We start from the raw sequence: 11,113 nt of genomic DNA, 5'->3' as shown, positions 1-11,113 counted from the left end.
TTGCGCCGAACCTCGCGGAAGATCGTCGAGCGATGACGTCCAAGTTTCTCCGCGATGATATCGATGCTCAGGCCGGCGTGGCGCCAGCGGGCGATCCTGCGGCGTTCGTTCAGATCAAGATGCTTCTGGCGGACGCGATGCTCGACAATACTGCTTTAAAAGACCTTTTGGGAAAGAAGTGGTGACGCCCACGGCAAAGCGGCGAGCTGTCGCTCATCTGTTGTCGGTCCATCAGATGAGCGAACGGCGGGCGTGTAAAGCCATTGGCTTTTGCCGGATGACGATCCGCTACGAAACCAGACGCGATGACGATCACAACCTCCGCGAGCGAATGAAGGCGTTGGCGCATGAACGTGGCCGCTTTGGCTATCGACGCATTGATGTGCTGCTCAGGCGCGAGGGGCACCTTGTGAACCAAAAGAGGCTCTTCCGGCTCTATCGGGAGGAGAAGCTGACGGTGCGCAAACGCGGCGGCCGAAAGCGAGCGATAGGCACGCGAGCGCCGATGCTGATTCCGATGGCAGTCAATGATCGTTGGTCGCTGGACTTCGTGTCAGATCAACTCACCGATGGACGCAGGTTCCGGGTTCTGACGGTCGTCGACGATTGCACCAGGAAATGTCTGGCGCTCGTCGCCGATACATCGCTTTCCGGTCTGCGGGTTGCCCGTGAGCTGGATCGGATAATCGAGGAGCGCGGCAAACCGAAGATGATTGTCAGCGACAACGGCAGCGAGTTCATGAGCAACGCGATCCTGCAATGGGCCGACCGAGCCAAGGTGGAGTGGCACTACATCCCGCCGGGCAAACCGATCAAAAACCGTTCATCGAAAGCTTCAATGGGCGGCTGCGAGACGAGTTCTTGAATGAGACACTCTTCTCGTCATCGATCCATGCCCGATTAGCGCTTTTAGACTGGCGCAGCGACTACAACGATAACCGACCACACTCTGGGATCGGCTGGCTGACACCTGCCGAATTCGCTCAGACCATCAACCCGCGACGTGATGCGCAGCCGAAATGGCTCCGCACCACAACCCGCCGCTACCGCCGCAAATGCAGCAACCCAAACCGCTGGAGCGAACTCAAAATTGGATAAAACTTGGGGCAAGGTCAAGATGAGCAACGCTAATTCTCACTGGGCGTTTACGGCCCTTGACAAAATACTTTCTCAGTGTGGCTAAGCGACTGGTTGGCTAAGTTGGCGGCAGCCCACGACCGGCAAGCAGATAAGGGCCGCTTTAAAAAGATTTTCCAATAGCCTGAGTAACCTTCCGAAACGTCAGAGATATTCTTCTGCCACGATTCACTCTCGTACCGTCCGTGACATCCGACTTTCGGGCGGGAATTTCGTGCGTCCAGTCATATCGGCTCGCTTCCTTCAGCAATATGCCTGAGCGTGGATGGAGTAATACGGCAAGTGATCTGGAACTGGACCGCTCCCGAAAAACCATCTCGCATTGGGATAAAAGGCTTATCGAAATGATTGTGTCATCGAAACACGGCACACAGTCGACGTGAGCGCTAATGCCTTGACCCGGCAAATACTCGTTCGCGATCACTTGATCTGGCAAATCAACGAAATAGCCGCGCGCGATCAATCGTTCTGCGAGCATTTCAAGCCATTCAGGCAGCCTGCCTAGATACGTATCTGTCGTAATGGCTCGCACCCTGTAGTCATACAGGTAGCCAAAATGCTGCACGCGACGCTTAAGCGTATTGCTCCATTCTCCGCCGTCGAGCCGATCTTTGATCGTCTCCTCCTCCTCTCGGGAAAGGAATTCAGTAATGTATATGGCGCCCGGAGGCAGGCTAACCGCGTCTAAAGCGTGATCCATTTGCGGCCAATCCTCTCATTCACCCCAGAAACGTAGGTCACAAATTTGTCCCCCTCATCGACGGCTCCAACGCCGTCGTCCTTCGTCTTCACATGCGCGTAACCGGCATAGTCCGCAAAGCGGAACGGATAGGCAACAGGCAATGCGTATCATTGCGCTCGGCCGCTCCATTCATGTCAAAAGCTCCATCGTAGTGGGCGCTTTTACGACGGTAATCGCGACTTACACTTCGCCTGAAAGATGCGCCGCTGCACTCTTAAGAAAACGCCGCACCAGGATATGGTTGGGATTTCGCCTGTAACGAGGGTTACGACTGCCGACGTTCGGGACCTGAAAAACGATTAAATCAAACCGTCTTCGGCCAAACCATTGCGATAGATTTGTGGCATCGACACCTGCCATCGTGCTGACGCCTCGGGAAAGCTATAGACGCCGAGGCACGGACCGCGTCGGAAGCGAGGGCACGCACCGCAGTAGCGGGTAGACCGGTTCGAGTTCCGGTGGCGCGGCGGTGACATCTTAAAACGGTAGGAAGATCGACGAAACGGTAGATGCCCAATTGAAAATCCCAGCCAAGAAAGTTGACCAGCCCTTGTGTCATTGGGTTTCCGAGCGAACGGTAGGTAAACGGTAGAAAATTTAGAAACGTAACTTAGTTGACACCAGTCGGTTGGCGCCAAAATCGCAAGCACTTGTTTTATTTTGAAAAAAATGGTGCCCGGAGGCGGATTTGAACCACCGACACGCGGATTTTCAATCCGCTGCTCTACCAACTGAGCTATCCGGGCATCCGGGTGGATTTCGGTTGGAAATCCGCGGGGCGTTTGGTTTCGCCCCGGAAGCGAGCGGGGTTATAACATCTTGCAAAAATGTGTCCACCCCTCTCGGCGGTTTTTTGCGGGAAAAATGACAGTCTTTTCAAGTTTCTGAAAAGATTGGCTTTTTACCGTGCCAACTGTGGCTCATAGATCGTCGTCTTCGGCCTTTTCCTCGCCATCGGCAACCGGGATGGCATAGGAGCCGGAGAGCCAGCGGTTGAGATCGACGTCGCGGCAGCGGTTCGAGCAGAAGGGATAGTGCTCGCGCGCCGAGGGGCGGCTGCAGATGGGACAGGGCACGGCCTTGCGCAGCGGTGCAACGGTTGCGGCGGGCTTTTCGGCTTCGTCCGCCATCAGGCATCCGCCCAGCCGGTATGCACGTCGAAGCCCTCGCCGGTCAGCAACGTCAGCGTTTCGTAGAGCGGCAGGCCTACCACGTTGGTATAGGAGCCGACGAGCTTGACGACGAAGCTTCCGGCAATGCCCTGGATGGCATAGCCGCCCGCCTTGCCGCGCCATTGGCCGGAGGCGAGGTACTGCTCGATATCGGTGGTCGACAGGCGCTTGAAGCGGACCTTCGTGTCGATGACCTTCTGGCGTACGGTCCGGTCCGGCGTGATGAGACATACGCCGGTGAAGACGCGGTGGCTGCGGCCGGAGAGCAGATGCAGCGCGCTGGAGGCTTCGTCGATCATCTCCGTCTTCGGCAGGATGCGCCGGCCGACGGAGACGACGGTATCGGCCGAAAGGATATAGCTGCCGGCGAAGGCCGGGTCGCCCTTGATGGCGGCCAGCGCCGCCTGCGCCTTGCCGGTCGACAGGCGCCGCGCGAGCGAGCGCGGATGCTCGGATCGCTTCGGCGTCTCGTCGATATCCATCGGCATGAGGCGCGCGGGTTCGATGCCCGCCTGCGCGAGCAGTTCGACGCGGCGCGGCGAGCCGGAGGCGAGGATGAGCGTGTCGGTCTGCGCCATGGGATCTCCGGGAAAGCGCCGGGGGCGCCGGATTTTGCTCTCAGGCCAGGGGCCGGACGAGAGCGCTGCCCCAGGGCTTTGAAAAGCGTCTTACTTGAAACGGTAGGTGATGCGACCCTTGGTGAGGTCGTAGGGGGTCATCTCGACCAGCACCTTGTCGCCGGCGAGAACGCGGATGCGGTTCTTGCGCATGCGGCCTGCGGTGTGCGCGATGATCTCGTGCTCGTTCTCAAGCTTGACGCGAAACGTTGCGTTCGGGAGCAGTTCCGTCACGATGCCGGGAAATTCGAGGACTTCTTCTTTTGCCATGTTCGAGCGGTATTCCTTGGAGGTGGATTTGGGACATGCCTTATGCCGGCCCCGAAAAGTTGCCGGAAACTACACAATCCCCGGGGCTTTGTGAACACCGAAGCGCAGGCTTTCTGCATTTGCCCGGAACATGGCTGCTTTGCGCTCAGCCGGGGGGCTTCAAACGCTTCTCGATCAGCAGCCTCAGGTGCTCGCGCACGTCGCGGTAGGAGTGCAGGATCTGGTCACGCGTGCCCGTCGCAACCGACGGGTCGGGGGTTGGCCAGTACATGACGTCGACGGCCATGGAGCGGGTAAGTTCCAGGGCGGCGTGATGAGCTTCGGGCGCGAGCGTCACGATAAGGTCGAAATAATCGTCCTCCAGCTCGTCCAGCGAATGCGGCGCATGGCGGCCGAGCGACAGGCCGACCTCGCCGAGCACGGCATCGACGAAAGGATCCCGCTCGCCGGGGCGGATGCCGGCGGAGGCGACATAGGTGCCGGGCAGCAGGCTGCGGGCCAGCGTCTCGGCCATCGGCGAGCGCACGGCATTCATGCGGCACATGAAGAGGATCGAACGGGGTGTCCGCGACGGGGATTTGTCGAGTGCCGGAAAAACACCCTCCATCCGCTTACCCGCGCCAATAGAGAACGCAGACGAGCGTGAACAGCCGGCGGGCGGTGTCGAAATCGAATGTGATCTTGCCCGACAGCCGGTCCATAAGGGTCTGCGAGCCCTCGTTGTGAATGCCGCGCCGGCCCATGTCGATCGCCTCGATCTGGCTCGGCGTGGAGGAGCGGATCGCCTGGTAATAGCTTTCGCAGATCAGGAAATAGTCCTTCACGATGCGGCGGAACGGCGTCAGCGACAGGATATGGGTCGCGACGTCCTCGCCGCCCTCCGTGCGGATGGAGAAGACCAGCTTGCTGTCGAGAAGCGAGATATTGAGGCGGTAGGGGCCGCCGGCATGGCCGACCGGCTCGAAGGTGTTTTCCTCAATCAAGTCGAAGATGGCAACGGCACGCTCGTGCTCCACATCCGGCGTGGCGCGGCCGATCGTATCGTCCAGCACCACGTCGCAGAGGCGGAAGTTGCCCTTCGTGCCCATGCCTCAGCTCTCCAGATTGAGCCGGATGGCGACGGAACGGGCATGGGCGCCGAGGCCTTCGGCCTCCGCCAGCGTCACGGCAGCAGGGCCGAGTGCGCGCAGCTGATCGGGGCCGAGGCGCAGGATCGAGGTGCGTTTCATATAGTCGAGCACCGAGAGGCCGGAGGAGAAGCGGGCCGAGCGGGCGGTCGGCAAGACATGGTTCGAGCCGCCGACATAGTCGCCGATGACCTCGGGCGTGTGACGGCCGACGAAGATGGCGCCGGCATTGCGGATCTCGGGCATCAGTGCGTCGGGATCGGCGGTCGCGATCTCCAGATGCTCCGCGGCGATGCGGTTTGCCAGCGGCACGGCCTTCCTGAGGTCCGGCACGAGAATGATGGCGCCGAAATCGCGCCAGCTGGCGGCGGCGGTTTCCGCGCGTTCCAGCGTCTTCAGCTGGCGTTCGACGGCCGCCTCGACGGCATCGGCGAGCGCCACGCTGTCGGTGACGAGGATCGACTGGGCGCCGACATCGTGTTCGGCCTGGGCGAGCAGATCGGCGGCGAGCCAGTCCGGATCGTTGTCGGCATCGGCAATGACGAGCACTTCCGAGGGGCCGGCGATCATGTCGATGCCGACGGTGCCGAAGACCTGACGCTTGGCGGCGGCGACGAAGGCATTGCCGGGGCCGGTGATCTTGGCGACGGGCGCGATGGTCTCAGTACCGTAGGCGAGTGCTGCGACAGCCTGCGCGCCGCCGATGCGGTAGATCTCGTCGACGCCGGCGATGCGCGCGGCGGCGAGCACGGCGGGATTGATCTCGCCTTCCTTGGCCGGCACGACCATGACGAGACGCGGCACGCCGGCCACCTTGGCCGGCACGGCGTTCATCAGAACCGAGCTCGGATAGCTCGCGGTCCCGCCGGGCACATAGAGGCCGACAGCGTCGATGGCGGTCCAGCGTGAGCCGAGGCCGACGCCGATCTCGTCTTCATAGATATCGTCCTTCGGCATCGCACGGGCATGGTGCTTTTCGATGCGCTGGGCGGCGAGTTCGAGCGCGGCGACGATCTTCGGATCGACGGCGTCATAAGCCTGCTCGATCTCTTCCAGCGACACGCGCATGGAGGTCACGGAAAAATCGAGGCCATCGAATTTCCTGGAATAGTCGGCAAGCGCCTTGTCGCCGCGGGCGCGCACATCGTCGATGATGGCGCGCACCACGGTGTTGACGTCTTCGGAGACCTCGCGCTTAGTGGTCAGGAAGGCAGCAAACCGGCTTTCGAAATCGCTGCTCTGGTAGTCAAGTCTGATCGCCAAGTCTGTCGTCCCTGTCGTCTCCCGGCAAAACTGCCGGTTCATGCATTCAAACCGCTGGATGGCGGGGCTTCAAGCTGGTTTCCCACGCTCCGCCGGTATCTGCAAGCTGAACTTCGACGCATTCCACATCGAGCGCCACGGAAGCATTGCCCGACAGCACGACCTCCAGCGTTCCTTCCGGGCCTTCGCCCTTCGGCGTGAAGTTTACGGCGAGCAGGGAGAAGACGGCGCTCGTATCCTTGCGATCGATGCCGATGGAGCGCACGGCGTTGACGCGCTTGAAGGCGACGACGGCGCGGCGGCGTTCGAAGCTCTTGCCGCGACTTGCGGCGGTTTCCCAGACGAAGCGATTGACGACGACCGAAAACACATGCTGGCGGGCGTCGAAGGCGAGGCCGTCGGTCTTGAAGACCGCGTCCTGGAGATGGGCCGAGACCACCGCGAGGTCTTCGGTGTCGAGGGCAAGCAGTTTCAGGCTATCCATATCGATGTCCTTCCCGTGGATGCCGCCAGATGCGGCATCCCGTATACTCGGTCAACGAGATAGGACGGCACGCGGCGGACTGCAACGCCGCCGCGTGGGAAAGATCAATCGCTGACGCGTTCGACGATGGCGCCGCAGCGGGTGAGCTTCTCTTCGAGACGCTCGAAGCCACGGTCGAGGTGATAGACGCGCGAGACCATCGTCTCGCCCTCGGCGGCAAGGCCGGCGATGACGAGCGAGACGGAGGCGCGAAGGTCCGTCGCCATGACGGGCGCGCCGCGCAAGCGTTCGACACCCTCGATCTTGGCCGTCTGGCCGGAGAGCGAGATTTTCGCGCCGAGGCGGGCAAGCTCCTGCACATGCATGAAGCGGTTTTCGAAGATCGTCTCGGTGATGTGCGAAATGCCGCTCGACTTGGTCATCAGGCCCATGAACTGCGCCTGCAGGTCCGTCGGGAAGCCCGGGAAGGGATCGGTGACGACATCGACCGGCTTGATGCCGCCGCCGTTGCGCACGACGCGGATGCCGCTTTCCGTCGCGGTGATCTCGGCGCCGGAGCGGCGGATCGCTTCAAGCGCGGTGTCGAGCAGGGCGACTTCCGTGCCTTCCAGCACGACGTCGCCGCCGGTCATGGCGACGGCCATGGCATAGGTGCCGGTCTCGATACGGTCCGGCAGGACGCGGTGGCGCGCGCCGGAGAGCTGCGTGACGCCCTCGATGGTGACGGTGGAGGTGCCGGCACCCGTAATCTTCGCGCCCATGGCGTTCAGGCACTTGGCGAGATCCTGCACTTCAGGCTCGCGGGCGGCATTGCCGATGACGGTCGTGCCGCGGGCGAGCGTCGCCGCCATCATCAGAACATGGGTCGCGCCGACGGAGACCTTCGGGAAGGTGTAGCGCGCGCCGATCAGGCCGCCCTGCGGGGCGGTCGCCTCGACATAGCCGCCGTCGATTTCGATCTTCGCGCCGAGGGCGGCCAGGCTCTCGATGAAAAGATCGACCGGGCGCGTGCCGATGGCGCAGCCGCCGGGCAGCGAGACGCGCGCCTTGCCCTCGCGGGCGAGCAGCGGGCCAATGACCCAGAAGGAGGCGCGCATCTTCGAGACGAGCTCGTAGGGCGCCGTCGTATCGACGATGTTGCGCGAGGTGAAGGTGACGGTGCGGGAATAGCCCTCACCCTGGCGCTCGCGGCGGCCGTTGACGGTGATGTCGGCGCCGTGGTTGCCAAGAATGCGGATGAGCTGTTCGACATCGGCGAGGTGCGGCACGTTTTCCAGCGTCAGCGTGTCGTCGGTCAGAAGCGACGCGATCATCAGCGGCAGCGCAGCGTTCTTGGCGCCGGAGATCGGAATGATGCCCCTGAGTTCGTTGCCGCCTACAATCCTGATACGATCCATATGCGATTACGGGCCGGGCCCGCCTTTCTTGATATATAGGCTTTCGGAGATTGCGGCCTCTTTAGAGCATCGCGAAAGAAAAATGAAGACCGTGCCGCCCACCCGCTTGCGCGCACGCCCGGCTGGACAGCCATCCCCGTCGCCTTCGTGGTGAAGACGGTTCGACTAACCGTCCGATTCGTCTTTTTTTGCGGCAGAGGCCATGCCGGGCAGGCCCGTCGTCTCATCCGCCTCGCCGGCGCGGCGCGCACGCGCCTGCTGCTTGCGGCGCTGGAGATTGTCACGCAGCGTCTTGGCCAGCCGCTCCGCCCGGATCTCCGCTTCCGTCCTGATTTTCCTGCTTTTCGTCTCGTCCTTGCCGCTCATATCCCTTCTCATAATGAAAACCGGCACGCGAAAAAAGCACCGCCGTCATCAGTTTGTTGCGATAATCGTAAAATCGCCGCTTGCACTGCCCATCCACCTATGGCAATAGGCCCTCGCCCAACGCGAAAGCGCCTTCGCTTCGCAAGATGCTGCTATAGCTCAGGGGTAGAGCACTCCCTTGGTAAGGGAGAGGCCGAGAGTTCAAATCTCTCTAGCAGCACCATTTTTTCTCCCCGTCTTTGTGTTTTCCAGGCCGCCCGCGGTCGTCTTCTTGCGCGTTTGCCCCGGTGGTTTGCCGACGATGCGTTTGAAGGCGCGGGCGAAGGCGGCTTGGGAGCTGAAGCCGAGGCGGCGGGCGGCGGTGTCGATGGCGAGCTTGTCGCGGCGGAACCATTGTTCGGCGAGCCGCATGCGCAACGCCAGCACGTAGCGTTGCGGGGTGACGCCCGTCACCTCGACGAAGCGCTTGGCGAAGACCGAGCGGGAGCTTCCCATTTCCCGCGCCATGTCGGCCAGCGTCCAGTTGCGGCCGGGCTCGCGGTGAAGGGCGGCGATGACGCGGCCGAGGCGCGGGTCGCGCAGCGCCTCGATCCAGCCGGTCGCGTCACCGCAGCCGCATTCCACCCAGCCGCGCACGATGGAGGCGGCGATGACATCGGCGAGGCGCGCAAGAATGCCGGCCGAGCCGACGCGTTCCTCCGACATTTCCCGCTCCATGGCGCCGAGCAGCGGCATGAGTTCCGGCTGGCGGCCGATCAGTGCGCCGACCGACATGATCTGCGGCATCAGGCCGACGAGCGGATGCAGCGTGTCCAGTTCGAATTCCATGCGGCCGGTGAAGATGAGCGTGTCGTTTTCGCGGCTGGTCTCCTTGATGCAGGCTTCCACCGCCTCGACTTCGGGGCAGAGCGGCTTGTGCGTATAGCTCTCATAGTCGCGCATCCGGACATTCGGGCCGGTGATGATTTCATGGGTCTCGCCGCGGGGCAAAAGCACGGCATCGCCGCAGCCGAGGGGGCGGTCGGCGTCGCCCGGCGCACGCAATAGCACGTTGCCGCGCGCGATGAAGTGGAAGCGGGCTTCCGGCCCCGCGGGAAAGCGGATGCCGAAGGGCGGGGTGAGTTGCAGGCGGCCGTAGCTCGCACCGCGCAGGCGCATGCCCATCAGAAGCTCGCTGACGGGATCATGCGCATTTTGGGTTGGGTCAGACGATCGATCAAACATTGCGGATAAAATGGCATTGTGCGTCCTATGTTTCAACCCATCTTTTCAGCACGCACCTGCAACAGGAAAGGGATGGCAGATGACGGATTTAACATTATCAGTACCAGAGAGCGAGGCTGAGGCCCGCCCCGCCTGGGGAGCCGTGCTCGCCATGACGCTCGGCGTGTTCGGGCTGGTGGGGGCGGAATTCCTGCCGGCAAGCCTTTTGACGCCGATGGCGGCCGATCTCGGGATTTCCGAGGGCATGGCGGGGCAAGCGGTAACGGCGACGGCGGCCGTCGCGCTGGTGACGAGCCTCGTGATCACCGTGGTGACGCGCAAGCTCGACCGGCGGCTGGTGCTGCTTGGGCTCTCAATTCTTCTGATCTTCTCCAACCTGCTGGTCGCAATGTCGTCGAACCTGCCCATGCTGCTTGCCGGCCGCGTGCTGCTCGGCATGGCGCTCGGCGGCTTTTGGACGCTTTCAGCCGCCACCATGATGCGGCTGGTGCCGGAGGCGCTGGTGGCGAAGGCACTTTCGGTCATGTTCCTCGGCGTGTCCCTGGCGACGGTCTTTGCAGCCCCGGTCGGTAGCTATGTCGGCGATATCGTCGGCTGGCGGAATGTCTTCCTGGGCGCGGCCGTGCTCGGTGGGCTGGCGCTGGTCGTGCAGCTTGCCACACTGCCCTCGCTGCCGCCGCGCGGTCATTCGCGCTTCGGTACGCTGGTGGAGGTTCTGGCGCGGCCGGGCGTCGGTTTTGCGATGCTGGCGATCCTGCTCGTCTTCACCGGCCACTTCGCCTTCTTCACCTATATCAGGCCGTTCCTCGAAACGGTGACGGGGGTCGGCGTCGAGGGGGTTTCGGCCGTGCTGCTCGGTTTCGGCATCGCCACCTTCTTCGGTAACTATCTCGGCGCCGTGCTGCTCGAACGCTCCATGCGCTTCACGCTGACGATCATGCCGCTTGTCATGGGAACGCTCGCCCTCTCGCTTTCCGCCTTCGGCGGCAACCTTGCCGGCGATGCGGCCATGGTCGCGCTCTGGGGGCTCGCCTTCGGCGCGGTGCCGGTCGCCTGGTCGACCTGGATCACGCGGGCCGTGCCGGATGAAGCGGAAAGTGCCGGGGGTCTCTTCGTTGCCGCGATCAACTTCGCGATTGCGACGGGGGCAGCAGCCGGCGGTGCCCTGTTCGATGCCAATGGGGTGGCGAGCGTCTTCGTCGCAAGCGGCGTCGCGCTCTTCCTTGCGGCTCTCACCATCGTCTCGACGGTGCGCACACGGCCGGCTTGACGGGACAGGCTTCTCGGTGGCGTGAAAACCCTCTATGCCGGAGG

The 11,113-nt window shown here is 62.6% G+C and carries 13 protein-coding genes, 2 tRNA genes and 2 pseudogenes; 3 read left to right on the top strand and 14 right to left on the bottom strand.

The genetic code is table 11. The features are described 5' to 3' along the window. On the bottom strand, nucleotides 1-149 hold a 149-nt coding region (locus ACOZKU_RS18175; protein WP_421580057.1), incomplete at its 3' end, for a helix-turn-helix domain-containing protein. On the opposite strand from ACOZKU_RS18175, the pseudogene ACOZKU_RS18170 reads away from it, so the two are divergent. Next, nucleotides 111-1,098 (top strand): annotated as a pseudogene (locus tag ACOZKU_RS18170) (IS3 family transposase); the annotation flags it as partial. The gene ACOZKU_RS18175 and the pseudogene ACOZKU_RS18170 overlap by 39 nt on opposite strands. 142 nt (nucleotides 1,099-1,240) lie before the next feature. Here the strand turns inward: ACOZKU_RS18170 and ACOZKU_RS18165 are convergent. From ACOZKU_RS18165 to ACOZKU_RS18110, 12 genes and pseudogenes are all read right to left on the bottom strand, one after another. Further along, the gene (locus ACOZKU_RS18165) at nucleotides 1,241-1,837 is read right to left on the bottom strand and encodes an alpha-ketoglutarate-dependent dioxygenase AlkB (RefSeq protein WP_421580055.1); all 597 of its coding nucleotides are present in this window, start codon (nucleotides 1,835-1,837) and stop codon (nucleotides 1,241-1,243) included. A gap of 222 nt (nucleotides 1,838-2,059) precedes the next feature. Next, nucleotides 2,060-2,242 (bottom strand): annotated as a pseudogene (locus ACOZKU_RS18160) (Rossmann-like fold-containing protein); the annotation flags it as partial. Nucleotides 2,243-2,549: 307 nt separating this feature from the next. Further along, nucleotides 2,550-2,625: transfer RNA gene (locus ACOZKU_RS18155), tRNA-Phe, on the bottom strand. 174 nt (nucleotides 2,626-2,799) lie between these two features. Continuing rightward, nucleotides 2,800-3,009, bottom strand: coding sequence for a DNA gyrase inhibitor YacG (gene yacG, locus ACOZKU_RS18150; protein ID WP_314092439.1), 210 nt, complete (start codon nucleotides 3,007-3,009; stop codon nucleotides 2,800-2,802). Then, nucleotides 3,009-3,629, bottom strand: coding sequence for a Maf-like protein (locus ACOZKU_RS18145; RefSeq protein WP_421580054.1), 621 nt, complete (start codon nucleotides 3,627-3,629; stop codon nucleotides 3,009-3,011). The genes yacG and ACOZKU_RS18145 overlap by 1 nt, the downstream gene beginning before the upstream one ends. 90 nt (nucleotides 3,630-3,719) lie before the next feature. Then, nucleotides 3,720-3,938: a translation initiation factor IF-1 gene (infA, locus tag ACOZKU_RS18140; protein ID WP_007759621.1), complete on the bottom strand. Its 219-nt coding sequence runs from the start codon at nucleotides 3,936-3,938 to the stop codon at nucleotides 3,720-3,722. Between the two features lie 145 nt (nucleotides 3,939-4,083). Next, the gene (locus ACOZKU_RS18135; RefSeq protein ID WP_421580053.1) at nucleotides 4,084-4,545 is read right to left on the bottom strand and encodes a low molecular weight phosphatase family protein; all 462 of its coding nucleotides are present in this window, start codon (nucleotides 4,543-4,545) and stop codon (nucleotides 4,084-4,086) included. A 4-nt stretch (nucleotides 4,546-4,549) separates the two neighbouring features. Then, complete coding sequence (locus ACOZKU_RS18130; protein ID WP_314092451.1) at nucleotides 4,550-5,026, bottom strand: UPF0262 family protein; 477 nt, start codon at nucleotides 5,024-5,026, stop codon at nucleotides 4,550-4,552. A 3-nt stretch (nucleotides 5,027-5,029) separates the two neighbouring features. After that, a complete protein-coding gene (gene hisD, locus ACOZKU_RS18125) occupies nucleotides 5,030-6,328 on the bottom strand; it encodes a histidinol dehydrogenase (protein ID WP_421580052.1) in 1,299 nt (432 codons plus the stop codon). A 46-nt stretch (nucleotides 6,329-6,374) separates the two neighbouring features. Beyond that, nucleotides 6,375-6,812 (bottom strand): DUF2948 family protein, encoded by a 438-nt coding sequence (locus ACOZKU_RS18120; RefSeq protein WP_421580051.1) that lies wholly within the window; start codon nucleotides 6,810-6,812, stop codon nucleotides 6,375-6,377. Nucleotides 6,813-6,916: 104 nt separating this feature from the next. After that, the gene (gene murA, locus ACOZKU_RS18115) at nucleotides 6,917-8,209 is read right to left on the bottom strand and encodes a UDP-N-acetylglucosamine 1-carboxyvinyltransferase (protein ID WP_421580050.1); all 1,293 of its coding nucleotides are present in this window, start codon (nucleotides 8,207-8,209) and stop codon (nucleotides 6,917-6,919) included. A 165-nt stretch (nucleotides 8,210-8,374) separates the two neighbouring features. Beyond that, nucleotides 8,375-8,575, bottom strand: a complete 201-nt coding sequence (locus ACOZKU_RS18110; RefSeq protein WP_314092462.1) for a hypothetical protein — start codon at nucleotides 8,573-8,575, stop codon at nucleotides 8,375-8,377. A gap of 148 nt (nucleotides 8,576-8,723) precedes the next feature. Between ACOZKU_RS18110 and ACOZKU_RS18105 the strand changes: the two genes are divergently transcribed. Then, nucleotides 8,724-8,798, top strand: a tRNA-Thr gene (locus ACOZKU_RS18105). On the opposite strand, the gene ACOZKU_RS18100 is transcribed toward ACOZKU_RS18105, so the two are convergent. Continuing rightward, on the bottom strand, nucleotides 8,777-9,799 hold the full coding sequence (locus ACOZKU_RS18100; RefSeq protein WP_421580049.1) for an AraC family transcriptional regulator: 1,023 nt from the start codon (nucleotides 9,797-9,799) through the stop codon (nucleotides 8,777-8,779). The two genes, ACOZKU_RS18105 and ACOZKU_RS18100, sit on opposite strands and share 22 nt — an antisense overlap. Before the next feature lie 79 nt (nucleotides 9,800-9,878). On the opposite strand from ACOZKU_RS18100, the gene ACOZKU_RS18095 reads away from it, so the two are divergent. Continuing rightward, complete coding sequence (locus ACOZKU_RS18095; protein ID WP_421580048.1) at nucleotides 9,879-11,069, top strand: MFS transporter; 1,191 nt, start codon at nucleotides 9,879-9,881, stop codon at nucleotides 11,067-11,069. Nucleotides 11,070-11,113 lie beyond the last annotated feature (44 nt).

This window comes from Shinella sp. M31 (assembly GCF_049199205.1).
Classification (GTDB): domain Bacteria; phylum Pseudomonadota; class Alphaproteobacteria; order Rhizobiales; family Rhizobiaceae; genus Shinella.
This window is presented reverse-complemented; position numbering and strand designations above follow the sequence as displayed.

Excerpts from the sequence above, each read along its gene's own strand:
- ACOZKU_RS18165 (WP_421580055.1), bottom strand. The coding sequence starts at position 1,837 with ATGGATCACGCTTTAGACGCGGTTAGCCTGCCTCCGGGCGCCATATAC.
- infA (WP_007759621.1), bottom strand. The coding sequence starts at position 3,938 with ATGGCAAAAGAAGAAGTCCTCGAATTTCCCGGCATCGTGACGGAACTG.
- ACOZKU_RS18130 (WP_314092451.1), bottom strand. The coding sequence starts at position 5,026 with ATGGGCACGAAGGGCAACTTCCGCCTCTGCGACGTGGTGCTGGACGAT.
- ACOZKU_RS18110 (WP_314092462.1), bottom strand. The coding sequence starts at position 8,575 with ATGAGCGGCAAGGACGAGACGAAAAGCAGGAAAATCAGGACGGAAGCG.
- ACOZKU_RS18095 (WP_421580048.1), top strand. The coding sequence starts at position 9,879 with ATGACGGATTTAACATTATCAGTACCAGAGAGCGAGGCTGAGGCCCGC.
- ACOZKU_RS18120 (WP_421580051.1), bottom strand. The coding sequence starts at position 6,812 with ATGGATAGCCTGAAACTGCTTGCCCTCGACACCGAAGACCTCGCGGTG.
- ACOZKU_RS18135 (WP_421580053.1), bottom strand. The coding sequence starts at position 4,545 with ATGGAGGGTGTTTTTCCGGCACTCGACAAATCCCCGTCGCGGACACCC.
- yacG (WP_314092439.1), bottom strand. The coding sequence starts at position 3,009 with ATGGCGGACGAAGCCGAAAAGCCCGCCGCAACCGTTGCACCGCTGCGC.
- ACOZKU_RS18100 (WP_421580049.1), bottom strand. The coding sequence starts at position 9,799 with ATGTTTGATCGATCGTCTGACCCAACCCAAAATGCGCATGATCCCGTC.
- murA (WP_421580050.1), bottom strand. The coding sequence starts at position 8,209 with ATGGATCGTATCAGGATTGTAGGCGGCAACGAACTCAGGGGCATCATT.
- ACOZKU_RS18145 (WP_421580054.1), bottom strand. The coding sequence starts at position 3,629 with ATGGCGCAGACCGACACGCTCATCCTCGCCTCCGGCTCGCCGCGCCGC.